Origin of the sequence: Pseudomonas sp. MS646 (assembly GCF_036693845.1) — a bacterium.
GTDB classification, from domain to species: domain Bacteria; phylum Pseudomonadota; class Gammaproteobacteria; order Pseudomonadales; family Pseudomonadaceae; genus Aquipseudomonas; species Aquipseudomonas chlororaphis_E.
In genome coordinates, this window is the sequence record NZ_CP144763.1 from 2,024,883 (window position 1) to 2,050,688 (window position 25,806).

At 64.8% G+C, this 25,806-nt stretch carries 18 protein-coding genes; 10 read left to right on the plus strand and 8 right to left on the minus strand.

Features of this window, described 5'->3' with window-relative positions:
• Positions 1 to 72: 72 nt before the first annotated feature.
• The 4 genes from V3H56_RS08965 to pvdM form a co-directional block, all read right to left on the minus strand.
• A complete protein-coding gene (locus V3H56_RS08965) occupies positions 73 to 1,722 on the minus strand; it encodes a cyclic peptide export ABC transporter (RefSeq protein WP_338474498.1) in 1,650 nt (549 codons plus the stop codon).
• 290 nt (positions 1,723 to 2,012) lie between these two features.
• Positions 2,013 to 2,888, minus strand: a complete 876-nt coding sequence (locus V3H56_RS08970) for a formylglycine-generating enzyme family protein (RefSeq protein WP_338474499.1) — start codon at positions 2,886 to 2,888, stop codon at positions 2,013 to 2,015.
• A 34-nt stretch (positions 2,889 to 2,922) separates the two neighbouring features.
• On the minus strand, positions 2,923 to 4,203 hold the full coding sequence (locus V3H56_RS08975; RefSeq protein WP_047737377.1) for an aminotransferase class V-fold PLP-dependent enzyme: 1,281 nt from the start codon (positions 4,201 to 4,203) through the stop codon (positions 2,923 to 2,925).
• Positions 4,200 to 5,570: a pyoverdine-tailoring dipeptidase-like protein PvdM gene (gene pvdM / locus V3H56_RS08980; RefSeq protein ID WP_338474500.1), complete on the minus strand. Its 1,371-nt coding sequence runs from the start codon at positions 5,568 to 5,570 to the stop codon at positions 4,200 to 4,202. The genes V3H56_RS08975 and pvdM overlap by 4 nt, the downstream gene beginning before the upstream one ends.
• Before the next feature lie 244 nt (positions 5,571 to 5,814).
• On the opposite strand from pvdM, the gene V3H56_RS08985 reads away from it, so the two are divergent.
• Positions 5,815 to 7,431 carry a PvdJ/PvdD/PvdP-like protein gene (locus tag V3H56_RS08985; protein WP_338474501.1) on the plus strand — a complete coding sequence of 539 codons (1,617 nt, stop codon included), beginning with the start codon at positions 5,815 to 5,817 and terminating at the stop codon, positions 7,429 to 7,431.
• 487 nt (positions 7,432 to 7,918) lie between these two features.
• On the opposite strand, the gene V3H56_RS08990 is transcribed toward V3H56_RS08985, so the two are convergent.
• The 3 genes from V3H56_RS08990 to V3H56_RS09000 are packed head-to-tail and all read right to left on the minus strand — an operon-like array spanning position 7,919 to position 12,455.
• Positions 7,919 to 9,322 carry an efflux transporter outer membrane subunit gene (locus V3H56_RS08990; protein ID WP_338474778.1) on the minus strand — a complete coding sequence of 468 codons (1,404 nt, stop codon included), beginning with the start codon at positions 9,320 to 9,322 and terminating at the stop codon, positions 7,919 to 7,921.
• Positions 9,323 to 9,332: 10 nt separating this feature from the next.
• Entirely contained in the window at positions 9,333 to 11,303 is a 1,971-nt protein-coding gene (locus V3H56_RS08995; protein WP_338474502.1) for a MacB family efflux pump subunit, read from the minus strand.
• The gene (locus V3H56_RS09000) at positions 11,304 to 12,455 is read right to left on the minus strand and encodes an efflux RND transporter periplasmic adaptor subunit (RefSeq protein ID WP_338474503.1); all 1,152 of its coding nucleotides are present in this window, start codon (positions 12,453 to 12,455) and stop codon (positions 11,304 to 11,306) included. It lies immediately after the preceding gene.
• A gap of 474 nt (positions 12,456 to 12,929) precedes the next feature.
• On the opposite strand from V3H56_RS09000, the gene V3H56_RS09005 reads away from it, so the two are divergent.
• The 8 genes from V3H56_RS09005 (at position 12,930) to V3H56_RS09040 (ending at position 23,237) form a co-directional block, all read left to right on the plus strand.
• Positions 12,930 to 13,412 carry a sigma-70 family RNA polymerase sigma factor gene (locus V3H56_RS09005; protein ID WP_042732749.1) on the plus strand — a complete coding sequence of 161 codons (483 nt, stop codon included), beginning with the start codon at positions 12,930 to 12,932 and terminating at the stop codon, positions 13,410 to 13,412.
• 148 nt (positions 13,413 to 13,560) lie between these two features.
• Positions 13,561 to 14,895 carry a SidA/IucD/PvdA family monooxygenase gene (locus tag V3H56_RS09010; protein WP_338474504.1) on the plus strand — a complete coding sequence of 445 codons (1,335 nt, stop codon included), beginning with the start codon at positions 13,561 to 13,563 and terminating at the stop codon, positions 14,893 to 14,895.
• 381 nt (positions 14,896 to 15,276) lie between these two features.
• On the plus strand, positions 15,277 to 18,510 hold the full coding sequence (locus V3H56_RS09015) for a transporter substrate-binding domain-containing protein (RefSeq protein WP_338474505.1): 3,234 nt from the start codon (positions 15,277 to 15,279) through the stop codon (positions 18,508 to 18,510).
• A gap of 158 nt (positions 18,511 to 18,668) precedes the next feature.
• Entirely contained in the window at positions 18,669 to 19,103 is a 435-nt protein-coding gene (locus V3H56_RS09020; RefSeq protein ID WP_212803577.1) for a response regulator, read from the plus strand.
• 114 nt (positions 19,104 to 19,217) lie between these two features.
• Positions 19,218 to 19,832: a response regulator transcription factor gene (locus V3H56_RS09025; RefSeq protein WP_042732779.1), complete on the plus strand. Its 615-nt coding sequence runs from the start codon at positions 19,218 to 19,220 to the stop codon at positions 19,830 to 19,832.
• 160 nt (positions 19,833 to 19,992) lie between these two features.
• A complete protein-coding gene (locus V3H56_RS09030) occupies positions 19,993 to 20,859 on the plus strand; it encodes a pirin family protein (protein ID WP_338474506.1) in 867 nt (288 codons plus the stop codon).
• 214 nt (positions 20,860 to 21,073) lie between these two features.
• Positions 21,074 to 22,516, plus strand: a complete 1,443-nt coding sequence (locus V3H56_RS09035; RefSeq protein WP_042732781.1) for a mechanosensitive ion channel family protein — start codon at positions 21,074 to 21,076, stop codon at positions 22,514 to 22,516.
• 280 nt (positions 22,517 to 22,796) lie between these two features.
• Positions 22,797 to 23,237, plus strand: coding sequence for a carboxymuconolactone decarboxylase family protein (locus tag V3H56_RS09040; RefSeq protein ID WP_042732211.1), 441 nt, complete (start codon positions 22,797 to 22,799; stop codon positions 23,235 to 23,237).
• Positions 23,238 to 23,296: 59 nt separating this feature from the next.
• On the opposite strand, the gene V3H56_RS09045 is transcribed toward V3H56_RS09040, so the two are convergent.
• Positions 23,297 to 24,448: an MFS transporter gene (locus tag V3H56_RS09045; protein WP_338474507.1), complete on the minus strand. Its 1,152-nt coding sequence runs from the start codon at positions 24,446 to 24,448 to the stop codon at positions 23,297 to 23,299.
• A 205-nt stretch (positions 24,449 to 24,653) separates the two neighbouring features.
• Between V3H56_RS09045 and V3H56_RS09050 the strand changes: the two genes are divergently transcribed.
• A complete protein-coding gene (locus V3H56_RS09050) occupies positions 24,654 to 25,646 on the plus strand; it encodes a DeoR family transcriptional regulator (RefSeq protein ID WP_047737359.1) in 993 nt (330 codons plus the stop codon).
• The last annotated feature ends 160 nt before the right edge of the window (positions 25,647 to 25,806 follow it).

The window sequence follows — 25,806 nt, forward strand, 5'->3', positions numbered from 1 at the left end:
GCTGCTAGTAAGACGTTGGGCCTTTGGTAAACCGGAAAGACCCAGCGTCTTTTTTTAAAGAAATGTTCACCGTCAGGCCGGTTGCAGCTCGGTGACGACATGGCCGGCTTCCATACGCACCAACTGGTCGGCGATATCGAAGTAACGGTCGTCGTGGGAAATCACGATGATGGTCTTGCCCAGGCGCTTGAGGTCCGGCAGCAGCTCGGTGTAGAAAATCCGCCGGAAAGTCGGGTCCTGGTCGGCGGCCCATTCGTCGAACACCAGCACCGGGCGTTCTTCCAGCCAGGCGTTGACCAGGGCCAGGCGCTTGCGTTGGCCGGTGGACAGGTCGGTGGTGGTGAAGGTGCCGTCGCGCACGCTGACCTTGTGGGCGATCTCCAGGCGTTGCAGGTACTGGTTGGCGTCGTCGGGGATGTGGGTCTCGCCCTGCACGACGTCGTCGAACAGGTAGTAGTCGGCAAAGATCGTTGTGAACAGTTGGCGGTAGTCGTCGCGGTCCAGGTCGGTCACCGCCCGGCCATTGAGGCGGATTTCCCCCTGTTGCGGGGCATACAGGCCCAGCAACAGCTTGATCAGCGTGGTCTTGCCACAGCCGTTTTCTCCGACGATGAAAATGATCTCGCCCTGGTCGATGCGCAGGTTCACCGGGCCCAGGCGAAAGGGCGTGGCGCCTTCGACCGACGGGAAGCTGTAGGCCACATTGTTCAGTTCCAGACTTCGCACCGCGGTCTTGCGATTGCCCGGGTCGCTGAGCAGCAGGTGTGGTTCGGGCGAGGAAAACCGTTCCGACAGCTCGGCGATCCGGCGGAAGGCGATCTGCGCGCGGCTGACGATCGGCAGTGTGCCGATCAAGTGTTCCAGCGGCCCCTTCATGTACAGCAGCACCAGCACGAAACCGCTCATCACCGCTTTGTCCGCGCTTGGCCACAGCGATTGCAGCGCCAGGGCCAGGCCGATAACCACGAAAAACAGCATGGAGCCTAGGGTCTTGGCGACCACGAAGATATTCACCGAGCGGATCTGTGTGTCGCAGATCGTGTCGGCGGTGCGTTCGATGCCCGAGACGAACATGCGCTGGCGACGGGGGCGGTGGATGCGCAGCTCCTTGGCGCCCTCGGCGATGGCGTTGTAGTGCTTCTGCAGTTCGTCCTCGTGTTCGCGGGCGTTCAGGAAACCCTGCATCCCGCGGCCTCGGGCGATGTACTGGATGACCGTGCCGATCAGGATCGCCACCACCGTGACCAAGAACATCGGCCACGACAACAGCGCCAGGTAACCCATGCAACCGAGTGTGACGGTCAGGGAAATGGCCAGCGGGGCAAAGGCGAAGGCGAAGTCGCTGATAGTGTCGACGTCGTGGGTCAGCACCGGGATCAGGCGATGGCTGCGGTAGCGCTCGATCTGTTCGATGGGCGCCGACAGCACTTTTTCCCCTAGGGTCTTGCGCAAACTGGCGATGATTTTCTGGCCGACATAGTTGGTGCCGATGTCCGAGAAGATCGAGCTGGTCAGCGCCAGCAGGCACAGCCCGGCAAACACGCCGACCACTGTGGCGCTGAGGCCGTTGTCGGCGTGCAGGACCTGGTTGATCGTCGCCAGCAGCACCGTGACGCTGAGCCCGCCAAGCATGCCCAGCGCAATGGCGCCGATGACAATCAGCCGGAAAGGTTTGAGCAGCGTGAACAGCTCGTGCATCACCCCGCGTGTTGGTTGGTTCATGGCGGTTTCCTGCTTGAAGAAAGGGCGAAGGCCCCCGCAGGTATTCATCGCAAGGGCTTGAGGACGGAGCGCGCCGGTTGTGTCGCGCCCCCCTGTAGAACGGTTGGAGGAACATGGGATTTAGCGACCGGTGTCCGTGGCGAGGGAGCTTGCTCCCGCTGGCCGCGCAGCGGCCTCTCGTCCCCTCAACCCGTCCGACACAACGCATGTCCAGGCTATGGGGGCATTGCGCGCGCCAGTGGGGATCAATCCCCTCGCCGCAGGGTGCCCTCCGCAAGTGAATTCACGGGCTACATATCCCGCACTACCCTAAACCCCAGCCAATCCCCACGCGCATCGGGGTACGCCGCGTTACGGTTGCCCGAGCGGGAAAACACCGGCGCCTCGCCCCAGTCGTTGCCACGGATACGCCGCACCTTGCAGTCGCCGTCGAGCCAGGCGCTGCCGTCGTTCGGGGCGCCGGTGTAGCTGTCGTTGTAGCAATCGGCTGTCCACTCGTAGACATTGCCGTGCATGTCGTACACGCCGAAGGCGTTGGCCGGGAAGCTGCCGGCCGGCGAGGTGAAGTTGAAGCCATCGGCGGCGCCGTAGGTGTTGGCATGCCGGGCGATGCTGTAGTCCTTGCCTTCATCGAACGGGAAGGGGAACGGCCCGGTAGTGCCGCCGCGCGCGGCGTATTCGCGCACCGACTCGCTGGTCAGTCGGTAGGGCTTGCCGGTTTTCTTCGACAACCAGGCCACGTAGGCATTGGCCTCGTTGAAGTCCATGCACACCGCCGGGTGGCGGTCGCTGTATTGCTTGCGCGGGTCGCTGCCCTGGTAATCCGGGATGCCGGCCTTGCAGGCGCGGCCAGGGCGGTCATCACCGTCTGGCATCGTGTAGCCGGTGTCGCGCAAATAGGCGAACCATTCACCCTTCAACACCTGGAAGCGGCTGATTGCCAGCGGCCGGGCGAACGTCACCGGGTGCATCGGGCCTTCGTCCGGCTCGCGGCCGACTTCGTCCGGCGGGGTGCCCATCTGGAAGGTGCCGGTGGGCAACACGACCATCTCCGGGCAATCCTTGCAATCGCGAAACACCTGGCCCGGTTGAGACGCTTCGGCGCCGCTGGGCAGCAGGGCGACCAAGACCAATGCGGCAAGTACCTTCAGTGGAAAACGGTTCATTTTTTTCTCTCGATTAAAGTCCAACAAGCGCGGGTCAGATCGCCTGGTTCAACAGCGTCATGAAACGATCGATTTGGGCTTCGTTGTTGAGCAGGCCCGGTGCGGTGCGTATCACCGGCCCGGCATCGCGGTGAACGGCGTCGACGATCACGCGTTGCTTCATCAGGTCACCGGCCACCCGGTCGCTCTCGCGGCCCTTGATGCGGAAAAAGGTAAAGCCGGCCGACAGCGCCGGGCTCAACGGCGTGACCAGTTCAACCTGCGGCATCGCCACCAGCTGTTTTTTCAGGTAGCTGTTGAGGGCGTGAATGCGCGCCTGAACCTCGGCCTTGCCCAGCTCCAGGTGCAGCTTGAAGGCCTCGTCCACCGCCCAGCGGTGCTCGAAGGCATGGAAGCCGCCCGGGGTCATGACGGTGGAAAACGCCGTGGCTTCGGAAAAGGTCGGGATGATCGGCGTGACGTATTTGAGTTCGTCGCTGCGGCTGCACACCAGCCCCGTGCCGCGCGGGCCGAACATCCACTTGTGGGTGCCGGCGATGAAGAAGTCGCAGTTCATCGCCGCAAAGCCCACGTCCTCCACGCCGAAACCGTGTACGCCGTCCACCACGTAGACGATGCGTTGGTCATCGCGGCGGCCCTGGTTGTGCCGCTCCACCAGCGCACCGATCTGGTCGATGGGCAACTTCACGCCGCTGCCGGAGTGCACCCAGGTCATGCCCAGCACCCTTGTTTGCGGGCGGATGGCGCGGTCGATGGCGGCCAGGATTTCATCGTGACTGGCGCGGTGGGCGTCCTCGAACAGCTTGATCTTGCGCACGCGGGTGCCGTCCCGTTGGGTGCGTAGGTCGAGGATGGTGTGGGTGGCGTAGTGTTCGTGGACGGTGGTGAGGATTTCCTGGTCAGGCTTGACCTGGACCCCGCCGTAGATCATCGCCAGGCCCTGGGTGGTGCTGCCGGTGAGGGCGATCTGCCTGGGGCCCGCTTGCAGGTAGCGGCCGGCCCAGGTGCGCACGTTCTCCTCGCGGGCTTCGGTGATGCCCAGGTCCCAGTCCATCTGCAGGCCGGGGTTCTTGTCGAGGGCGGCGCGGTGTTGCTCGATGGCCTCGCGCACCGGGCGCGGGTGGGTGGTGACGAGGAAGTTGGCGAAATGCAGGTAGTCCGGATCCTGGTCGAACAACGAGCGCAGTTGCGCCCATTTATCCCGGGGCAGCGACGGCAGCGATGGGGTGCCGGCCGTGGCGGGCAGGCTGTTGGCCAGGGGTAGGCCGGCGGCGAGGATCCCGGCCCGCTTCAGGAACGTGCGGCGTTCATTCATGGCTGGCCGACCTTCTGGTTCGAGGCCACGGCCGGTCGCGCGGCCTTCTGGACCTGATCCCAGACCCGCAGGAAATTGCCGCCCCAGAGCTTGGCGATGTCGGCTTCGGAGTAGCCGCGGGTGAGCAATTCGGCGGTGACGTTGCGGATGTCGCCGACGTTTTCCCAGCCTTTCACGCCGCCGCCTTCGTTGAAGTCGGAGCTGATGCCAACGTGGTCGATGCCGATCTTGCGCACGGTGTAGTCGATGGCGTCCCCCAGGTCCTTGAGGCTGGCCTTGGGTTCTTCTTCCAGGATGCCGTAGAGCTGGGCGGCGTATTCACCGAACTTCTGCTCGGGCCAGGCGGCGATGATCGGATCGCCGGGCATCAGCGCCATGGCCAGGTTGGGCAGCGGCGGCAGGTCGAAACGTGCGCGCAGGGCGTTGAGCTTGTCCTGGGTCTTTTGCGTGAGCGGGCGCAGGTACTGGGAGAAACCGACGATCTGCACCACGCCGCCGCTGCGCTTGATCAGTTGCAGTTCCTTGTCGCTGAGGTTGCGCGGGATGTCCACCATCGCCCGTGGCGCGGAATGCGAGGCCACCAGCGGTGTGCGGCTCAGTTGCGCGACCTGCTCCAGGGCCTGGGTCGACATCTGCGACACGTCGATGATCACACCGAGGTCATTCAGGCGGGTCACCGCTTGCTTGCCGATGTCCGACAGGCCACCAAGGGCATCCGGCGAGTCGTTGAAGAACGGCAGCGGGCGCGAGGAGTCGGCCCAGTCGTTGTTGCCGATGTAGCTGAAGCCGAACATGCGCATGCCTCGCGCCGTCCACAGGTCCAGCAGGTTCAGATCATCGCCAAGGGGGTAGGCGTTGAGCATGCTGATGAAAATCGCGAACTTGCCTTCACCGTGCAGCCGGCGAAAATCCTCCGGGGTGTAGGCGATGGCGACCTGGTTGGGGTAGTCGCGGACCAGCCCGGTGATGATCTTGTAGCGCACTTCCTGTTGGTTGCGTGCTTCCTCGACGAAGCCGGCGGTGGGCTTGTGCGGCGCGTTGGGGCCGTTCCACAACTCCGGCCAGCCGAACACCGTCAGCGCCGCGCCGGACAACTGGCCGCGATTGGCTTTCACCAGGTCGAACTGGCCGTCGCCGTCCTTGTCGGCTTCGTGGCCGGCGGTGCCGAAATCCAGCGGCAAGGTGATGTGGCTGTCGAAGGAGAGCAGGCGCTCATGCAGCGCCCGAGCCTCTTTCATCACCTTGACCGGGTAGCCGGGGTTGTCCCGCCACCCGTAGTCCCAGGCCGCGAGGCCACCGCCCACCACCAACGCCAGGGCCAGGGGCACGCCGGTGAACAGCGCCTTTTTCGAACGTCGTGTTGTCATTGCCGATCTCAGTCAGGTTCGCCTTTGCTGTCTGGGAAGAACGAGTGATCGGTGGGGAAATTTAGCGGTCTGGGAGGGCCTCTTCGCGAGCAAGCTCGCTCCCACAGGGGATCACCTCCAGGTGGCTGACCTTTGTGGGAGCAAGCTTGCTCGCGAAGAGGCCCCCACAGTCTTTAAATTTGTCCCCCCAGCCATCGTCCTAGCTTGGATAACGCCCACCCCAGGGCTGAACACAGGTATGGCAATGACGATTTCTCGACGAGGGTTCATGGCAGGCCTGGCACTGACCGGTGCCGCTGTGCCTGCGGTGTATTACGGGCATCGCGAACTGACCCGCCCGGACCCGACCATCACCCCCGGCGAGGCATCCTTCGATGTGGCGGATGTGGCGGGCCAGCGCCGGGCGGATACGTTGCGGGGGATCTGGACGATCCGTTTCAGCGGGCAGGAGGCCGGCCTTGCGGGCGTGCCGGACGACGATCTGCAGCTCTTCCTCGACATCGCCCACAAGGGCCGTGGCCTGGTGGGCTGCCTCGACACCGCCGAGCGGCTGCGCAGTGGCGCCGAGCCGCGCTACCGGGTGCTGGGTGACCTGGCCGGAACCGACCCCAGGCAGTTGAGCTGGCGGCTGGTCGATGGGGCGAGCGGCGTGCCGCGCTATGAATTCATCATGACCCTGGACGAAGTCTGGGCCGGTTTCGGCAATGCCGGCCCCGCGACCCTCAGTGGGCGCGCGTGGTCGTTGGATCGTCCGCTGGCCCAGCCGGAACTCGACAACCGCTTCATCGCCGTCAAGCAGCCATTTCCCGAAGCCCGCGACCGCGTGCCACTGAGCCCGGCGCTGTTGGCCTGGTTGGTGTCGCCCGAGCATCGCTTGTTCCATCAACTCTGGCATGCGACGCGGGACAAATGGCACACCCTGGACGAAGACAAGCGCAACGCCTTGCGCGGCATCGGCTGGCAGCCCGGACCAAGGGGCCAGGAGCGTGACGCGCGCGGGCCGCGCAAGGATCGCAACGGCTCGGGCATCGACTTCTTCTTCATGCACCGGCACATGCTGGGCACGGCGCGCTCGTTCCAGCCGTTGCCGTCCTGGCCGCGCTTCCCGTTGCCGCAACCGGAACTGGCGCGTGATCGCATTGGGTTCGCCCGTTATTTCGACAACCACGACGGCACGGCCTTGCCGCCCACCTGGCTGGCCGACGGCGACGAGCAGTACGCCCAATGGGTGAGCGACATCAAGACGGCCGAAACCTACCACAGCAATTTCCAGGTCTGGGAATCGCGCTACCGTGACCCGCGCTACCTGTCGAAACTGACCTTGGGCCAGTTGGGTTCGGAGATGGAGCTGGGGCTGCACGACTGGCTGCACATGCGCTGGGCCTCGGTGCCCAGGGACCCGTCCAACGGCCACCCGGTGCCGTTCGCCCGTGACCCGGCCGACTTTGCCCAGCGCTGGTATGCAGCGGAAAACGACTTTCTCGGCGACCCGTTTTCTTCCCACGTGAACCCGGTGTTCTGGTCCTTTCACGGCTGGATCGATGATCGTCTCGAAGACTGGTTCCGTGCCCACGAACGTTTCCACCCCGGCGAAGTGAGCCGCCTGGACGTCAACGGCGTACCCTGGTTCGCCCCGGGCCGCTGGGTGGAAATCGCCGACCCCTGGCTGGGCCCGGACACCCACGGTTGCAGCACCACGCCGGGGCTGCAAGTGGGGCGTTCGGTGGAAATGGACCCGGAAACCATGAAACTGGCCCTGCGCATCACCTTCGGCAGCGACGACAAGAAACTCGCCGAACTGTTTCGCCGCGTGCCGCAACGACCGTGGTATGCGCGCAATCTCAAGGCCAAGCCTGCTTAACCGTTCTGATTGGATGAACAGGGGCGGGAATTATTTGTGGCGAGGGAGCTTGCTCCCGCTCGGTTGCGCAGCGACCGCAAGATCTTAGGGCTGCTGCGCAGCCCAGCGGGAGCAAGCTCCCTCGCCACGGGTGTCACTTGGCTTGGAGGTATGCGTTTAGCGCGGCGCGGCGATGTCCAGGGCGCGGTTTGCTAGCAGTTCTGCCAACTCAAATCATTTGCTGGATGCCCAGCGCTCGCTTGCCACGGCGCAAGGCGATGTAGCCTGGCTGGGGAGTCCTACATTGCAGCCTCAACAGCGCTGAAGAGAACGCAGTTGTGGCGAGGGGATTCATCCCCGTTGGGCTGCGCAGCAGCCCCAGAGCCGGCACCTCGGTGTGTCAGGGGTATTGAGTGAGCCGGTTTGGGGCTGCTGCGCAGCCCAGCGGGGATGAATCCCCTCGCCACAGGTGTGTGTGGCTTGGCTTGAGGAGTTGAGGGATGTTACATCACCCGCCACCCCCCACCCCCCACCCCCCACCCAACGCCTTGTACAGCGCCACGCTGGCCTGGACTCGGGCCAGGCGCAGTTGCACGTTCATGTCCTGGGCGGCGTAGAGGGTGCGTTGGGTTTCCAGTACGGTGAGCAGGTCTTCGGCGCCGGCCTGGTAGCGGCGCTGGGCGATGTCGAAGGCGCTCTGGGCCTGTTGCAGTTCTTCGGCTTGCCACTGCCGTTGTCGTTCCAGGCCGTTGATGCCGTTCAAGGCTTTTTCGACGTCGGCGAAGCCGTTGATGATGGCCGCGCGGTAGGTTTGCAGCAGCTCTTCCTGGCGGGCGGTGGCCTTGTCCCGTTCGGCTTTCAGGCGGCCGTTGTTGAACACTGGCGCCGCCAGGCCGGCGGTGAGGTTGTAGACGTTGTTGCGCAACACCTGGTCGGCGATGTCGGCACCGCTGGCGAGGCTCAGGCCCAGGGTCATCGAGGGTAGCATCGCCGCGCGCGCCACGCGGATGTCGGCTTCGGCGGCGCTCAGGCGCGCTTCGGCGGCGGCGATGTCCGGGCGGCGGCGCAGCAGGTCGCTGGGCACGCCGGCGTCGATGGATGGCCAGTGCAAGCGCTCGAAGTCCTCGGCATCGAGGCGGACCGCCTGCACCGGCTGCCCCAACAGCGTCGCCAGGGTGATCAGCGCCTCCCGGGCCTGTTGCTGCACCTGCGGCAGCCGGCGCTGCTGCGCTGCCACCAGGCCTTTCTGCTGGGACAGTTCCACGGCGGTGGCGCTGCCGGCGTCGTAGCGGGTCTGCACCAGGTCGAGCACGCTTTGGGCATTGGCCAGGTTCAGTTCGGCGATGCGTCGTTGTTCGCCCAAGGACAGCGCCTGGGTGTAGCTGTTGGCGACGCCACTGAGCAGGGTCAACTCCACGGTCGCCCGGTCGAACCGGCTGGCCGCCAGGGTGCCCAGCGCACTGTCCCGGGCCGCCCGTTTGCCACCCCAGAAATCCAGCTCATAGGTGGCGCTGAGGTTGGCGTCGTAGTAATCCAGCGAGCGGTTGTCCCGGTCCACGTCCAGTTGGCTGTAGCCCTTGCCGCGCAACAGTTCCTGGCGCGTGCCGTTGAGCCCGGCCTTGAGTTCCGGCAGCAGGGGCGCACCGGCGATCACTGCGTTGGCCTGGGCCTGGCGAACCCGTGCCATGGCGGCGGCGAGGTCGTGGCTGTCCAGGCGTGCCTGCTCGATCAGACGATTGAGTTGTGGGCTGCCAAATTGCGTCCACCATTGCCGGTTGTCTGCCTCGGCGGCGGGAGTTTCGAGGTGCTGCCAGGTCGATGGCGATTGGATGCCGCTGTCCGGGGGCGACAACGGAGTGCTGCACGCCGCCAGTAGCAGGCTGGCGGCCAGGAGGGTCAGGTGCGCTTTCATCGGCATGCATTCATTCACTGGTGAGGGCCGCGACGGGGTCGAGGCGGGCGGCCTTGCGGGCCGGCATGAAGCCAAACACAACGCCGGTGGCCAGGGCGCAACCGAAGGCGCCGAACACCGCCAGCCATTCGAACGCCACCGCGATCTTGCCCAGCAGCAACGCGCCGCCCACCAGCAAGGCCAGGCCGATGCCAGCCAGGCCGCCGACCACCGAGAGCATCACCGCCTCGGTGAGGAACTGGCGCAGGATGTCCCGTTGGCGGGCGCCGGCGGCCATGCGAATGCCGATTTCCCGGGTCCGTTCGCGCACGGTCATGAGCATGATGTTCATCACGCCGATGCCGCCCACCAGCAGCGAAATCGCAGCAATCGCCCCGAGCATCAGCGACAGCGTCCCTTGGGTGCGCGCCTCGGCCTGGATCATCGCGGCGTTGTTGGTCAGTTCGAAATCCTGCTGGCCGTCATGCAGGCGCAACAGGGTGCGGGACACCGCCTGTTCGGCCTGACGGACCTTGCCGGCGTCCCGGGCGGCGATCACCACGTATTCCGGGTGCCGGCTACCGAACAGTCGCACGCTGGCGGCGGAGTAGGGCACGGCGATGCGGTTGTCGGCGTCGGAGTCGCCGGAGCTGGCGCCTTTTTCCGCGAGCACGCCGACCACCTGGAACGGTACGTTCTCGATCAGGATGTAGCGGCCGATGGGGTCGGCGACGTCCTTGAGCAGTTTCTGCCGGACCTTGTGGCCGATCACGGCGACCGCCGCCGCGCTGCGCTCATCGGCATCGCTGAAGTAACTGCCCTGGACCACCGGCCAATTGAAGATAAGCGGAAAGTGCGTGTCGTTGCCGCCGACGTAGCTTTTGTGGTCGAGGTTGCCGAAGCGCACACTGGCTTCGGCACCGTTGACCGGCATGATGCGCTGCACCTCGGGCAGGGCGGCGAGGGCGGCCAGGTCCTGTTCGCTGATGATGCCCTTGGTGGCGCGCGGGTTGGGCGCGATGCCGTTGAGGTAGATGATGTTGGAGCCGAAGGCGCCCATCTGGGCCATCACCTGGCGCTTGCTGCCTTCGCCCACCGCCAGCATCACTACCACCGATGCCACGCCGATGATGATGCCGAGCAAGGTCAGGGCGGTGCGGAAACGGTTGATCCACATCACCCGCCACGCGGCGTGCACGGCGTCGAGCAGTTCGCCTTTCCAGGCACCGTTGTGTTCGCTGCCGGCACTCAGCCGCTGGCGCAGGTCCACGGCCTGCAACGCCTTTGGGTTGGCGCAGGGCGTCGCGGGCGCGCCGTTGGCGCTGTCGCTGATGATCGACCCGTCGCGGATTTCGATGATGCGCTTGGCCCGTGCCGCCACTTCGCGGTCATGGGTGATCAGGATCACCACGTGGCCCTGGCTCGCCAACTCGTCGAGCAAGGCCATGACTTCGATGCCGCTCTGGCTGTCGAGGGCGCCGGTGGGTTCGTCGGCGAGGATGATGTGGCCGCCGTTCATCAATGCTCGGGCAATCGACACCCGTTGCTGTTGCCCGCCGGAGAGTTGGTGCGGACGGTTGCCGGTGCGGCTCGCCAGGCCCAGGCGTTCGAGCAGCGCCTGGGCCCGTGCGTAGCGTTCAGCGGCCGAGGTGCCGGCGTAGATGGCCGGCATTTCGACGTTTTCCTGGGCGGTGCCGGACGGGATCAAGTGGTAGCCCTGGAACACGAATCCGAAGGCTTCGCGCCGTAGCCAGGCCAGTTCGTCGCTGCCCAGGCGGGCGACGTCTTCGCCGGCGAAGCGGTACTCGCCGCTGGTGGGCCGGTCGAGGCAGCCGAGAATATTCATCAGTGTCGATTTGCCGGAGCCGGACGCCCCGACGATTGCCAGGAATTCCCCGGCATGGATCGACAGGTCGATGCCCCGCAGCACCTCCACCCGAGGGCTGTCGCCACCGCCGTAAGCCTTGCGGATGTCCCGCAGTTCGATCAGGGGCGTGTCCATTCAGCCTCCGCTGCCGGGCGCCGGGCCGATCAGCACCCGTTCGCCTTCATTCAGGCCGTCGAGCACCTGGGTGCGCAGTCGATCACTGATGCCGGTGCGTACCGTGCGTGGTTGGATGTCGCCATTATCGGCCACCACCAGCACCTGGCCGGCGGCGTCCTGTAACGCGGCGGTGGGCACGCTGAGCACGTCGTGGGCCTGGGCGGCGACGAAAAATACTTGGGCGGTCATGTCCGTCATCAGGGCGCGGTCGGCGTTGTCGACATCCAGCAGCACGGTGTAGAGCACCACGCGTTCGCTGCCGCTGCGACCACCGGTGGGGCTGCCGCCCTGGCTGGCTTCCAGGGGGCGCGGCGGCACCGGGAGGATCTGGCGAACGGTGCTGCTCCAGCGCCGGGTGCCGCCGGCCAGGGTGGTGAAGTAGGCGTTCATGCCCGGTTTGACGTGGCCGATGTCGGCTTCCGAGACCTCGGCCCAGACCGTCATGGGCGTCAGCCGGGCGATGCGCAGGATCAGCGGGGTCTGTTGCTGCGCGTTGAGCGTCTGGCCTTCCCGGGCGCCGACGGCGACCACGGTGCCGCTCATGGGCGCGTAGATCCGTGTGTAGCCCAACTCGGCCTCGTCGCTGCGCAGGCTGGCCTGAGCTTCGCGGATCCGGGCCTGGAACATGTCGATGCGCGCCTGGGTGGCCTGCACCTCGGCCTGGGCGGTCTGCACGTCTTCCTCGCGGGTCGCGCCGCCGGCCTGCAATTGTTGCTGGCGACGGGATTTCTGCTGGGCCAGGTCGTGTTGCGCCCGTTGCTCCTGCAACTGGGCCTTGAGGTTTTCGATGGCGAAGCGCCCGGCATCCAGCTTGGCTTTTTGCGTGGATGGATCGATTTCCACCAGCAACTGGCCTTCGCGTACTTCGTCGCCGGCTTCCACGTGGATCTTCTGGATCTGTCCGGACGCCTGGGCGCCGACGTCCACGTAGCGCCGCGGTTGCAGGGTGCCGAGGGCGGTGACGCTGTTTTCGATATCGCCACGGCTGACGGCGGCGGTCGCCCGGGCGGTGGGCGTCGGCGCGACGGCTTGCCAGGCGGCGAAGGCGACGGCGGGCAGCAGGGTGATGGTAAGGAGCCAGGCGCGTCGGGTAGGGCGGGGACGTTTCATGCAGGGTTCCGGCCGATGGGTTCAAGCCCGTCGTAGCAAGGGCAGGGACGGGAGGCTGTTCTGGTAAACGAGCGTTTTGGGCGGGAATTTACTGGTTGAAACACTTGGTAGCAGGTTGGCGCGTCAGCCGCCGCGACCGTGGCGAGGGAGCTTGCTCCCGCTGGGTTGCGAAGCGACCCCAAACACTCAACCTCCGATTTTTCTGGCTCGGTGGAAGTGTTTGCTCTTGGGCCTGCTGCGCAGTCCAGCGGGAGCAAGCTCCCTCGCCACAAAAGCTGTACTGGCCTAGAGATCTAGGGTGTGCGGCTGCGGTTCAACTTGAACGAATAGGCATCGACACAAACGAAAGCTTTAAATCTATATGAGAATTACTATAAATTACGCGATTGAATCTGCCACTATCGTGCCACTGCCTGTTCCAGGCACGCCGAGTGGACACAGGGATAGCGGTCGCAGCCATTGCGCACGGGAGTCATGTTGGAAAACTACTATCGCGAGCTGGTGTGTTTCCTGAACGCCAGGCTAGGCAGCCGCCAGGCGGCCGAGGATGTGGTGCATGACGCCTATGTGCGGGTTCTGGAGCGCGCCAGCGACACGCCCATCGAACAGCCGCGGGCCTTCCTGTATCGCACGGCGTTGAACCTGGTGATCGACGGCCATCGGCGCAACACCCTGCGCCAGGTCGAATCCCTGGACGTGCTGGACAGCGAAGAACGCTTCTTCACGCCATCGCCCCACACCTGTCTCGATCACGGCCAGCGCCTGGACATGCTCCAGCGCGCCCTGGCCGAGTTGCCGCCGCTGTGCCGCGAAAGTTTCCTGTTGCGCAAGCTCGAAGGCTTGTCGCACCCGCAGATCGCCGAGCGCCTGGGCATTTCCCGGGCGCTGGTGGAGAAGCACATCGTCAATGCCATGAAGCACTGTCGCGTTCGGGTGCGACAGTGGGACACGCCTTGATTTGCCGCTGGCGATTCGCGCAGCGGTAAATTTTTTTTCCTTGTCCTCGTTCCTCTCAACAGACGACTTGCCGGCCCTGCACTCGGGCCGGTCGGTTACCCCCAGGCTTTTCGCGCCCTGTTGAGGGGCTTCTCCAGAGGACACTGGAATGACACAGGCAATTGCATCGCCCATCGTTCACGACTTGATCGGCATTGGCTTCGGCCCTTCGAACCTGGCACTGGCCATTGCGTTGCAGGAGCGAGGGCCGGTCCAGGGCGAGCTGGACGTGCTGTTCCTCGACAAGCAGGCCGACTACCGCTGGCATGGCAACACCCTGGTGACCCAGAGCGAGTTGCAGATTTCCTTCCTCAAGGACCTGGTGACCCTGCGCAACCCCACCAGCCCTTATTCGTTCGTCAATTACCTCAAGCAGCACGGGCGCCTGGTGGATTTCATCAACCTGGGCACCTTCTACCCATGCCGCATGGAGTTCAACGACTACCTGCGCTGGGTCGCCGCGCAGTTCGCCGAACAGAGCCGCTATGGCGAGGAAGTGCTGCGTATCGAGCCGGTGCTGCACCACCAGCAGGTCGAGGCGCTGCGGGTGATTTCCCGTGACAGCCAGGGCGAGGAATTCGTCCGCACCGCCCGTTCGGTGGTGGTCAGCGCCGGCGGCACGCCGCGCATCCCGGACGCGTTCAAGGCGTTCAAGGACGATCGCCGGGTGTTCCATCATTCCCAATACCTGGAGCGCATGGCAACCCAGCCGTGCATGAGCGGCCAGCCGATGAAAGTGGCCATCATCGGTGGCGGGCAGAGCGCCGCCGAGGCTTTCATCGACCTCAACGACAGCTTCCCGTCGGTCCAGGTCGACATGATCCTGCGTGGCTCGGCCCTGAAGCCGGCGGATGACAGCCCGTTCGTCAACGAGGTGTTCTCGCCGGAATTCACCGACCTGGTGTTCCAGCAGCCCCACAGCGAGCGCGAGCGCCTGGTCAACGAGTACCACAACACCAACTATTCGGTGGTGGACATCGACCTGATCGAGCGCATCTACGGGATTTTCTATCGCCAGAAAGTCTCCGGCGTGGCCCGCCATGCCTTCCGTACCCTGACCACCGTGGAAAAAGCCACGGCCACCGACGCCGGTATCGAGCTGGCGGTGCGCAACAGCGCCACCGGCGAACTGACCGTGCGCCGTTACGACGCGGTGGTGCTCGCCACCGGTTATGAGCGGCAGATGCACCGTTCGCTGCTGGCCCCGCTGGCGCCGTACCTGGGCGATTTCGAAGTGGACCGGCACTACAAGTTGATCACCGATGAACGCTGCAAGGCGGCCATCTACATGCAGGGCTTCTGCCAGGCCAGCCATGGCTTGAGCGACACCTTGCTGTCGATCCTGCCGGTGCGCGCCGATGAAATCGCCGGCTCGCTGTATGACCATGGCAAGCACCGCGGGCAAGCGCGCCCGGTGCCAGACCTGCACCTGGCGTCGGCGTAACCGCCCACTGCCAGACTCCCCGTGGGAGCTTGCTCGCGAATGCGCTGGGTCAGTCGATGGCGATGTTGGCTGTGCGGCCGCTTTCGCGGGCAAGCCCGCTCCCACAATGGGCTAGGTGGCGACCACAGACTCAAGGCAAACCCAAAGTCCTGTGGGAGCGGGCTTGCCCGCGAAAGCGCTCCACCTGAATTTGCGCTGCATGGCAGGCAAATCCTCAGAAATTTCCTACACTCAGTCCACGCCTGCCGCCATTTGACAGGCCCATGGACGGTTCGCTGTTCTCCCGTATTGGCAGTCTGAACCCATCAGCCGGGTGTCCCGACTCGAACGCAGTCGGCGGCGTCCCGGGCCGACTACGCCAAGCGATACAACCTGACCCCGATGATGCAGCTTCTACGCACAGGCCTGGCGGCGCTGTTGCTGGGCTCGTTGAGTGTGACGCCACCGGTGGAGGCGGCGCCCGAGTCGTTGCAGGTGCTCGGGCGTTCGAACGTGGACGATTATTCGGTGTCCCTGGGCGCGGCGGACTGGGCCTGGCTGCGCCAGAAAGGCACGTTGCGGCTGGGGGAGTCGGCGCCGGACTATGCGCCGTTCGGCATGACCGGCGACGGGCGCCACTACGAAGGCCTGACCGCCGACTATGCGCAACTGCTGGGGCAGCTCTTGCACGTCCAGGTGGTGGTCCAGCGCTATCCGTCCCGGGCCGAATCGCTCCAGGCCCTGCGCGGCGGCGAGATCGACCTGCTCGGCAATGCCAATGGCTTCGAGGCCGGCGACCCGGACCTGGCGATGTCCCAAGCCTATGCCGATGACCTGCCTACCCTCGTGGCGCGCACCGACGACAGCCAGGACTTGCCGCCGGACCTGGCGGGCAAGCGCGTCGCGATGCTGTACCACTACTTGCCGCCGGACACCGTCAAGGCGTTTTATCCCGAGGCGTCCTTGCAGTTGTACCCCTCGACCCTCAGCGCCATCGGCGCCGTGGCGTTCGGACAGGCCGACGTTTACCTGGGGGATTCGATCAGCGCCCATTACCTGATCAGCAAGAACTACCTGAACAATGTCCAACTGGCGGATTTCTCTCGCCTGGAGGTGCAGCCGTTCGCCTTCGCGGTCAGCCGCGACAACGCGCGCCTGCTGCGTATTCTCAACGCCGCGTTGCAAGCCATTCCGGCCGGCGAGCGGATGAGCATCCTGCGCCGCTGGAGTGCCGGCGGCGCCAGCGTGCCGGGGCAGCAGGCGCTGCATTTCAGCGTCAAGGAGCAGCGCTGGCTGGACACCCATCCGCGGATCAGGGTGGCGGTCAACGAGCATTTCCCACCGCTGACGTTCATCGATGACCAGGGCCAGTTGCGCGGTATCAGCGCCGACGTGCTGGCCAGAATCAGCCTGCGCACCGGCCTGAAGTTCGATCTGCTGCGCGGCGGTTCGCTCAACGAGCTCATCGAGCAGGTGCGCAGTGGCCAGGCCGATGTGCTGGCGGCCGCGCCCGTCAGCCCCGAACTGGAAGACCAGTTGCGCTTCACCCGACCGTACCTGACCAACCCGTTCGTGCTGGTGACGCCGCGCAAGGTCGCGCTGACCCTGGACCAGATGGACGGCAAGCGGCTGGCGCTGATCCGTGGCAACGTGCTGCGTGACTACCTCTCGGAAACCTTTCCCGGCGTACACCTTGTGCCGGCTGAAAACACCGCCGACGCCATGGCGATGGTGGCCGCCGGCACGGTGGAGGGCGCGGTCAATTCGTTGATCAGCGCCCGCTACCTGATTTCCCGCCAGTACCGCGACCGGTTGCAGGTCACCAGCACCGTCGGCACCTTGCCGGCTCGCGTGGCCCTGGTGACCCGGCGAGACTCGACGCAACTGCATTCGATCCTGAACAAGGCGCTGCTGAGCATTTCCCCCGAGGAAATGGACGAACTGACCAACCGTTGGCGCAGTGAAGTGGTGATCGATGACAGCTACTGGCTGCGTAACCGCACGACCATCCTGCGTGGCTTCGCCATCGCGGCGCTGTTGTTGCTGGTGACCCTGGGCTGGGTCGTCTACCTGCGGCGCCTGCTGGAGCAGTTGCGCGTGGCCAAGCAAAGCGCAGACGACGCCAACCGCGCCAAGACCACCTTCGTCGCGACCATGAGCCATGAAATCCGCACGCCGATGAATGCGGTGATCGGCATGCTGGAGCTGGCGCAGAAAAAAGCCGACCAGGGCGTCGTCGACCGGTCCGCCATCGAAGTTGCGTCAACGGCGGCCCGCGGCATGTTGGACTTGATCGGCGACATCCTCGACATCGCCCGCATCGAGTCCGGCAAACTCACGTTGATGCCCGAACGCGCCGCTCTGCATGAGCTGATCGAGTCGATGGCGCGGATGTTCGACGGGCTGGCCCGACAGAAACACTTGCGTCTGCTGCTGGACGTGGAGGCCACGCTCCAGCGCGATGTGTTGATCGATCCGCTGCGCTTCAAGCAGATCGTCTCGAACCTGTTGAGCAATGCCATCAAGTTCACCGACCAGGGCGAGGTCCGCCTGAAGGTGTGCGGCGAGCCGGGCCTGGAGGGGGAACGCCTGGACGTGTGCCTGCGGGTCGAGGACACCGGCTGCGGGATTTCGCTTGAAGATCAGCGGCGGCTGTTCAGCCCGTTCAGCCAGGCCGGTCAGCATGCCTCGTCGGCCCGCGGCGGTTCCGGGCTGGGTCTGGTGATCAGTCGAACCCTGTGCGAAATGATGGGCGGTACCTTGAGGTTGAGCAGCGTGCCGGGGCAGGGCACGCAGGTCGAGGTGCTGCTCAGCCTGCCGGTGCTCGACGCCCGGCCCGGCGTGCCGCGCGCCGAGACTGAGACTGAGACTGCGGTGGCGGCTCGGGCGCTGAAGATCCTGGTGGTCGACGACTACCCGGCCAACCGCTTGCTGCTGAGCCAGCAACTGAGCTACCTGGGGCACCAGGTCCAGGTTGCTGCGGATGGTGAGCAGGGCCTGCGGGCCTGGCGCAGCGAACCCTTCGACGTGGTCATCACCGACTGCAACATGCCGTTGTTGAGCGGTTACGACCTGGCCCGCGCCATCCGGGCCGAGGAGCGCGCCCGTGACGTGCCGGCAACGCTGCTCCTGGGCTTTACGGCCAATGCCCTGCCGGAAGAGAAGCAACGCTGCGCCGAAGCGGGGATGGACGACTGCCTGTTCAAGCCCATCGGCCTGAGGGAGCTCGCCGCGCGTCTGGCCCAGGTCCTGCCGGAGGCGGCGCCATCGTCGCCCAGCGCCGGTTTCGACCTGTCCACCCTCGAACAACTGACCGGCAGCGACACCGACTCTCTCAGGCAGCTGCTGCGCGAACTGCTCAGCAGCCATGTCGAAGATCAAGCCCGGCTGCTGCGCCTGTCCGATCAGCGCGACTTGCCGGGCCTGGCGGACCTGGCGCATCGGATCAAGGGCGGCGCGCGGATGATCAACGCCCAGCCGCTGATCGACGCCTGTGAAGCCTTGGAAAGCGCCTGCCGCGCCGCCGACCGGAGCACACTGGCGCCCGCCGTGGAAGACCTGCGCGTGGTCATGGAGCAACTGGCGCAGCGACTGGCGCGACACATGGCCGCGATGCCCGGTCCGGGGGGCGCATGAAAGGGTTTGCTGGGACGAATCCCAACGTCATGAGGAATGCGTCCTTCTTCAATTTGGGAATAGTCCTACAGCGCCTCTCAAAAGCTTCCTCTAGCCTGACGCCCCTTACTGTTTACGAGCCGGTTCCCGCCGGGCGCGTTGCTATTGGAATGCCTGCCATGCCGAATAAAGCACTACGTATCCTGATTGCCGACACTCAACATACCCATCGAATCGTGCTGGAACGCCTGTTCAATCAACAGGGCTACTTCCGGATTGTCCCGGTGAGCGACGTGCAAGCGCTGCTGACGCTGGTGGAGTACGGCAGCGAGCCCTTCGACCTGGTGGTGGTCAACGCCGGGCTGGCGGAGGGGGCGCTGGACCTGCACGATTTCATCCTCTACAACCCGCAGGTGCGTCACGCCATGCTCTACAACGTGCAGCAGATCGGCCTGTCGCCGGTGCCCGCCGTGCGCCGTTCCAGCCTGCACCTGAGTCACGCCCCGTTGCCTGACCTGGCCGCGTTGCGGCGGGTGACGGAGCGGGTCGATCCCCCGGCCAGCGAGCCGATGCAACCCTGGGGACGGTCCTTGAGGCAAGGCCGTGGTGGTTGAGGTGGGCCGTTGGTCCGCACTGTCGGCCCTGACAGGTGGCAGGGCCAGTCACCTGTGGAACAGTCCGCTGCAAACATGGCACAGGCGCCTTTTACATTGACCGGGGGAACAGCCTTGAAAGACGTATTGATCGTGGATGACCACCCTGTGATCCGAGGGGCGCTGCGGCTCATTTGCCAGAACGAAGGCTTCCACCGTGTCAGGGATGCCAGTGGCGTGGCCGATGCCAGGGACCTCATCAAGGAGGGCGCGCCAGACCTGGTGATCCTCGACCTGGTGATGAATGGTTTCGACGGTCTGGACCTGCTGGTCTGGATCATGGGCCAGTTTCCCGCGTGCAGCGTGCTGGTGTTCACCGCCCAGGATGCCCAGCATTTCTGCAACCGTTGCATCTCGGCCGGAGCGCGGGGCTTCGTGACCAAGAAAAGCGACTTGAAGGAACTGATCAAGGCCATCCATGCGTTGAAGTCCGGCTATGCCTACTTTCCACAATTGTCCGTGCGCCTCGACTTCCAGCAGCGCACCGAACAGCAGGCCCTGGAAAGCCTCTCCACGCGGGAACTGTCCATCTTGCGCATGCTGGCGATGGGGATGCGCGGCAAGGACATTGCCGAAAGCCTGTTCCTGAGCCCCAAGACCGTCAGCACCTACAAGACCCGCCTGTTGGAAAAGCTCGGGCTGAAATCGCTGGTGGGACTCTCGGATTTCGCCAAGCGCAATCATCTCTAAGCACTTTTTGCCAGGCAGCGGCGGACGTGAACGGGCTCGCTCCCACAGGGGGATCGTTCTTTTAATGGAACGCTAAAGCTGGTTTTTGCGGTCTAGTGCGTCAAAGGGTTGGGTTTTAAGCTGTGTCATCGAATCGCTACCCCTGATTGGGAGACACGGCATGAAAAACATCATTGGCCTCTACACCAGCCCCCGACCGCATTGGGTCGGCGATGGCTTCCCGGTCCGCACGCTGTTTTCCTACGACCACCTGGGCAAGCACATCAGCCCGTTCCTGCTGCTGGACCATGCGGCCCCCACCGAATTCGCCCCCACCACTGAGCGGCGTGGTGTCGGCCAGCACCCCCATCGCGGCTTTGAAACCGTGACCATTGTTTACCAGGGCGAGCTGGAACACCGTGACTCCACGGGCAGCGGCGGCAAGATCGGCCCCGGCGATGTGCAATGGATGACCGCCGCTTCCGGCATCATTCATGAGGAATTCCACTCCGAAGCATTCGCCCGGCAGGGCGGGTTCATGGAGATGGTCCAACTGTGGGTCAACTTGCCCGCTAAGGACAAAATGGCCCCGGCCGGCTACCAGACGATCCTCAAGGCCGACATTCCCAACATCGCCCTCAAGGACGATGCCGGCAGCCTGCGCCTGATCGCCGGGCAATTCGACGGACAGCAGGGGCCGGCCAGGACGTTCACGCCCATCGACGTCTGGGACATCCGCTTGAACGCCGGCAAGACCGTCACCCTTGACCTGGTCGAAGGTCACAACACGGCCCTGGTGGTGCTGCGCGGTTCGGTCCAGGCCAACGGCCGCGAACGGGTCGAGGCCGGTCAACTGGCCCTGTTCGATCGGGCCGGCGACCAGTTGAGCCTGCACGCCAATAACGAGGCGGTGGTGCTGCTGCTCAGCGGCGAGCCCATCGACGAGCCGATCGTCGGCCATGGTCCGTTCGTGATGAACAGCGAGCAGGAAATCCACCAGGCCTTCGGCGATTTCCATTCAGGGCGCTTTGGGCGGATGGAGGGTTGAAGCGCACAAGTGTTGCAGATTGAATAACTAACGACACCGATCCATTGTGGGAGCGGGCTTGCTCGCGAAGGCGTAGTCACAGTCGACATCTTTGTCGAACTTGCCACCCTCTTCGCGAGCAAGCCCGCTCCCACAATGGGGTTTCGCGGTGTCTTCTACAGGCTGCGCAATCTGTGCCACTCTTGCCGTCGATGACCTGCCTGGAGCTGTCCCGATGCTGTCCCTGATCTCCGACCACCCGTTGCTCTGTGCCCTAGTGCTGCTGGTGCTCGACCTGCTGTTGTGGCGACTGGTCAGCGCGCAGCGGACCTATTGGAAAATCGGCACGCGGCTGGTGATTTTTTCGTTGTTCAGCGTGCTGCTGTTCAACGAAGGCCTCAACCCGATGGTGCCGGCGCAATGGGTCGACGACGTGCCCCGGCACCTGGCGGCCACCGGTTTGCAGATTGCCTGGTGGTTGTTTGCCGCGCGGACCCTGACGGAGTTGATCGGTGCGGCGATGATGCAGCGGGTCGGCCACACCGGGCGGTTGCTGCAGGACCTGCTCGGCGCGGTGATCTTCCTGATCGCTGTCATCGCGGCCCTGGCCTACGTGCTGGACCTGCCGGTCAAGGGCGTGCTGGCGACGTCCGGCGCGGTGGCGATCATCGTCGGCCTGGCCTTGCAGAGCACCCTGAGCGATGTGTTTTCCGGAATCGTGCTCAACACCACCAAGCCTTATCAACTCGATGACTGGATTTCCATCGACGGCACCGAAGGCCGGGTCACCGACATCGACTGGCGGGCCACGCGGTTGCAGACCTCCCAGGGCAGCATGGCGGTGATCCCCAACTCCCTGGCGGCCAAGGCCAAGATCATCAACTTCAGCCGGCCCAGCGACGTGCATGGTTTGTCCATCAGCGTCCAGGTCAGCCCGCACGCCCGGCCGCAAAAGGTCATCGAAGCGCTGGAGCGGGCGATGATCGGCTGCCGTGCGTTGCTCGCCAGCCCGGCACCCTGCGTGACGCTCAAGTCCTCCGGCAGCAGCGGGGCGGAATACGAAATCAGCGGGTTCGTGGCCTCGATGGGGCAAAAGCGCGACGTGCGCAATCAGCTGTACGACCTGGCGTTCCGGCATCTGCGGGCGTCGGGCATCAGCCTGTTGTCCACCACGGAAAGCGCGTCGGCCAGCGCGTTCTCGCGGCCCAGGGCATTGCTGGAAAGTTCGAGCATTTTCTCCACCCTGCGCCAGGAGGAAAAGGACACCTTCAGCCAGAACATGACCCTGCAGACCTTCCGCCCCGGCGACATGATCCTGCCGGCGGGAGAGGTCAGCGATCACCTGTTCATCATCGAATCCGGCGTGGTCAGCGTCACCCTCGTGCGCAACGGCCTGACGCTCGAAGGCGGACGCATGGGGCCGGGGGAGGTCATCGGCGAAGCGGGCATCGTGGCCGAGCAAGCCACGCTGGCGAATTTTTCGGCGAAGACGTTCTGTAGCCTTTATCGCATTGAGAACACCTACCTCAAGCCGTGCCTGGAGGCCCGTCGTGACATCAGCGATGCCATGAAGAACCTGCTGGACGTGCGCATCCACCTGGCCGAGAACCTGACGCGCGAAGCCCCCAAGCCGATCGCCAAGAAGCGCTTTTTGCAGTGGCTGCGTAGCCGGGCTTGAGCGAATCCTGAAGTTGCCCCGCCCCCCTGTGGCGAGGGAGCTTGCTCCCGCTGGGTTGCGTAGCGACCCTAGAATCCTTGCGCCTGCTGCGCAGTCGAGCGGGAGCAAGCTCCCTCGCCACAGGGGCGATATTTGCCAGCCCTTTTTGGTTCATGGCCCCTGCGCATAAGTCGCACCGATGGGCCCATTGGCTACCCGAACTTCCCAACAATTGGCTATTTGTCTTGCGCTATTGCAGGGCTAACGTAGCGCCACACCCACCTTTGTTCTGGAGTTCACCATGCAACCGCGCATCGATTTCTACACCGCTTCTCCTGACGCTTTCAAAGCGATGTTCGCCCTGGAAACCGCCGTCTCGAAACTGGGCCTGGAAAAATCCCTGATCGAACTGGTCAAGCTGCGTGCCTCGCAGATCAACGGCTGTGCCTTCTGCATCGACATGCACACCGCCGACGCCCGCAAGGACGGCGAGACCGAACGCCGCCTGTACGCGGTGACCGCCTGGCGTGAAGCTCCGTTCTTCACCGGCCGCGAGCGCGCCGCACTGGCCTGGACCGAAGCCCTGACGCGCCTGAGCGAGACCCACGCCCCGGACGCCGACTACGCTCTGCTGAGCGAACACTTCAATCCCAAGGAAATGGTCGACCTGACCGTGGCGATCAACGCCATCAACGGTTGGAACCGTTTGGCGGTCGGTTTCCGCAAGATGCCCGAGGCTTAAGCCCGCGCGGGTGATCGAGCCCGACAGCGATCCGTGGGGTATGAAGGGCTGGCCAGGCCTCAGACCTTCAGGACCCTGCCGCTGGCTGCCACCGCCACCAGCGCCAGGGCGATCAGCCCGAAGGCCACGCTCAGGCTGCTGCCATGGGCCACGAAACCGATCAACGCCGGGCCGGCCAGGATGCCGGCGTAGCCAATCGTGGTAATGGCCGGCACCGCGATGGCCTCTGGCATCAGCGTCTGCTTGCCGACCGCGGTGTACAACACCGGCACGATGTTCGAACAACCGGCCCCCACCAACGCATACCCCAGCAAAGCCGCCTGCCACATCGGTGCCAGGGTCGCCAACAGGAACCCCGTCGCTGCGAGGGTCCCGCCGTAGATGATGATGCGTTTGGGCCCCAGGCGACGCACCACCGAGTCGCCTGTCAGCCGACCCACCGTCATGGTCAGCGCGAACGCGGCATAACCCAACCCGGCGTAGGCGGTCTCCACGCCACGTTCGCTGGTCAGGAATACCGCGCTCCAGTCCAGCACTGCGCCTTCGGCCAGGAACACGATGAAACACAGGATGCCGATAAACAGCACCACGCCGTGGGGAATCGCAAACGCCGGTCCCGAGCTTTCGCTGCCGTAGGGCAGCAGATGCGGCGCGGCCTTGAACAGCGCCAGCAGCAACAGCGCGTTGACCACCAGCGTCGCCCCCAGCGGCGACAGGCCCAGGCCAAGCAGAGCGCTGACACCGGCCGCGCCGATGATCCCGCCGAGGCTGAACATGCCGTGGAAGCCCGACATCATGGTCTTGCCACTGGCCCGTTCGACGATCACCGCTTGCAGGTTCACGGTCGAATCCACGGTGCCGAGCCCGGCACCGAACACGAACAGCGCCGCCACCAGCCAGGGAAGCGTCGTCATCGTCGCCAGCAGCGGCAGCGCCAGGCAGACCAGGATCGTGCCGCCACTGAGCACCCGGCGGCAACCGAACCGCGCCGCCAGCGCACCGGAAATCGGCATCGCCAGGATCGAACCCACACCCAGGCACAACAACAGCAGGCCGAGCGTGCCTTCATCCAGGTTCGCCCGCGCCTTGGCGTAGGGCACCAGCGGTGCCCAGGCCGCAATGCCCACGCCGGCGATGAGGTAGGCAAGGCGGGTGGACATCTGTTCAAGGCGTCCGGGGACAAAAGTGGGCGGAGGGGTAATGGCGGTCATGAATCGTCCTTGGTTTTCGGGCGGTGCGGTCGGGTGACGCAGGCAGGGGCCTATGCTTGCATATCCACTGACCGCACCGCGACCCCAAGGTGCCCATGCGTTGTCGCGTCCTTCTGGTGTCCAGTGGCTTTACGGGGATGAGGTGTGCTTTTGTGGCGCGGGACCTTAAAGTGGCGGCTCACCTGGCAGCTTCCGGACCCGATTCATGACGCAGTTCTATGACGCACGCGGCAATCTCTATGGGGTGGTTTCACCGCAACAGGTGCGCGCCTTCGGTGTGGGGTTGCCACCAACGGCTGCCCAGGCCGCCCAGGCCCGCGAATCCTGGGCCGCGGCGGCGATACAGGCATTCTGTGCCTGGCTGCCGGGCGAGAAGCCGGCCGGCGCCAAGGACCATCGCAGCGACGGCCTGTTGATCGGGCCCTTCCAGAAGAAGCCGCCGTTCGATGTGTTGATCGTCAATACCGACGGCACCCTGGCCGAACGCAGTGGCAACGGCCTGACGATTTTCTCCCAGGCGCTGCGAGAGCAGGGCTTGATGCCGGACGATGGCGAATGTGTGCTGCAGGTTCATCATGACAAGCGCCAAGGCTTTTCACCGTTGCAGACTTCGGTGCGTGCCGCTGAGTTCGAGGGCCTGCAAGGCTTCTGGCTGGACCTGGGGCAGCCACTGTTCGGGCCGCAGGCAGTGGGTGCCCAAGGGGTGGACAGTGTGACCTTCGATCAACGAGACCTCAGTCGAGTACCTGCGCTCTGTGAGTTGAACCCGGCCTGGGGCCACAGTCAGTTCGTCAACCTGGGCAACCCGCACTGCGTGACGCTGGTGGAGGATGCCGAGGCGTTGCCGGCCAATGCGCAGATGGGCGCTGCACCACTCTTGCAGGAACTGACCCGCATCGCGTTCGCCGCGCCCGGTGGCGACGGGGTTCCCTGTCCGCTGGGGGTGAACCTGCAATGGGGCTGGCGCGAAGCCGAAAGGCGACTGGCGGCCCGGGTGTTCGAGCGCGGCGAAGGGCCCACCGCCTCCTCGGGCACCAGTGCCAGCGCCGTGGCCTGCGCCGCGTGGCGGGTGGGTTGGGTGACAGCGGGGCCGGTCAGCGTAGTGATGCCGGGCGGCACGGCGCCGATTCTGTTGCAGGAAGAGAGTGGAGAGTTGGTGCGGGTGAGTCTGTTTGGGGCGGCCAGGGTCATGCCTTGAGGGAGTCGTGAGGCTGATGGCCTCATCGCGAGCAGGCTCGCTCCCACAGTGGATCTTCAGTAGTCATCAATCTGATGTACAACGCTGAACCCCTGTGGGAGCGAGCTTGCTCGCGATAGCGCCGGATCAGTCACCCCAGTATCAATTGATAGACCGCCAT

Coding starts and splice junctions, on each gene's coding strand:
- V3H56_RS08965 (WP_338474498.1), bottom strand. CDS start 1,722: ATGAACCAACCAACACGCGGGGTGATGCACGAGCTGTTCACGCTGCTC.
- V3H56_RS08970 (WP_338474499.1), bottom strand. CDS start 2,888: ATGAACCGTTTTCCACTGAAGGTACTTGCCGCATTGGTCTTGGTCGCC.
- V3H56_RS08975 (WP_047737377.1), bottom strand. CDS start 4,203: ATGAATGAACGCCGCACGTTCCTGAAGCGGGCCGGGATCCTCGCCGCC.
- pvdM (WP_338474500.1), bottom strand. CDS start 5,570: ATGACAACACGACGTTCGAAAAAGGCGCTGTTCACCGGCGTGCCCCTG.
- V3H56_RS08985 (WP_338474501.1), top strand. CDS start 5,815: ATGACGATTTCTCGACGAGGGTTCATGGCAGGCCTGGCACTGACCGGT.
- V3H56_RS08990 (WP_338474778.1), bottom strand. CDS start 9,322: ATGAAAGCGCACCTGACCCTCCTGGCCGCCAGCCTGCTACTGGCGGCG.
- V3H56_RS08995 (WP_338474502.1), bottom strand. CDS start 11,303: ATGGACACGCCCCTGATCGAACTGCGGGACATCCGCAAGGCTTACGGC.
- V3H56_RS09000 (WP_338474503.1), bottom strand. CDS start 12,455: ATGAAACGTCCCCGCCCTACCCGACGCGCCTGGCTCCTTACCATCACC.
- V3H56_RS09005 (WP_042732749.1), top strand. CDS start 12,930: ATGTTGGAAAACTACTATCGCGAGCTGGTGTGTTTCCTGAACGCCAGG.
- V3H56_RS09010 (WP_338474504.1), top strand. CDS start 13,561: ATGACACAGGCAATTGCATCGCCCATCGTTCACGACTTGATCGGCATT.
- V3H56_RS09015 (WP_338474505.1), top strand. CDS start 15,277: ATGATGCAGCTTCTACGCACAGGCCTGGCGGCGCTGTTGCTGGGCTCG.
- V3H56_RS09020 (WP_212803577.1), top strand. CDS start 18,669: ATGCCGAATAAAGCACTACGTATCCTGATTGCCGACACTCAACATACC.
- V3H56_RS09030 (WP_338474506.1), top strand. CDS start 19,993: ATGAAAAACATCATTGGCCTCTACACCAGCCCCCGACCGCATTGGGTC.
- V3H56_RS09035 (WP_042732781.1), top strand. CDS start 21,074: ATGCTGTCCCTGATCTCCGACCACCCGTTGCTCTGTGCCCTAGTGCTG.
- V3H56_RS09040 (WP_042732211.1), top strand. CDS start 22,797: ATGCAACCGCGCATCGATTTCTACACCGCTTCTCCTGACGCTTTCAAA.
- V3H56_RS09045 (WP_338474507.1), bottom strand. CDS start 24,448: ATGACCGCCATTACCCCTCCGCCCACTTTTGTCCCCGGACGCCTTGAA.
- V3H56_RS09050 (WP_047737359.1), top strand. CDS start 24,654: ATGACGCAGTTCTATGACGCACGCGGCAATCTCTATGGGGTGGTTTCA.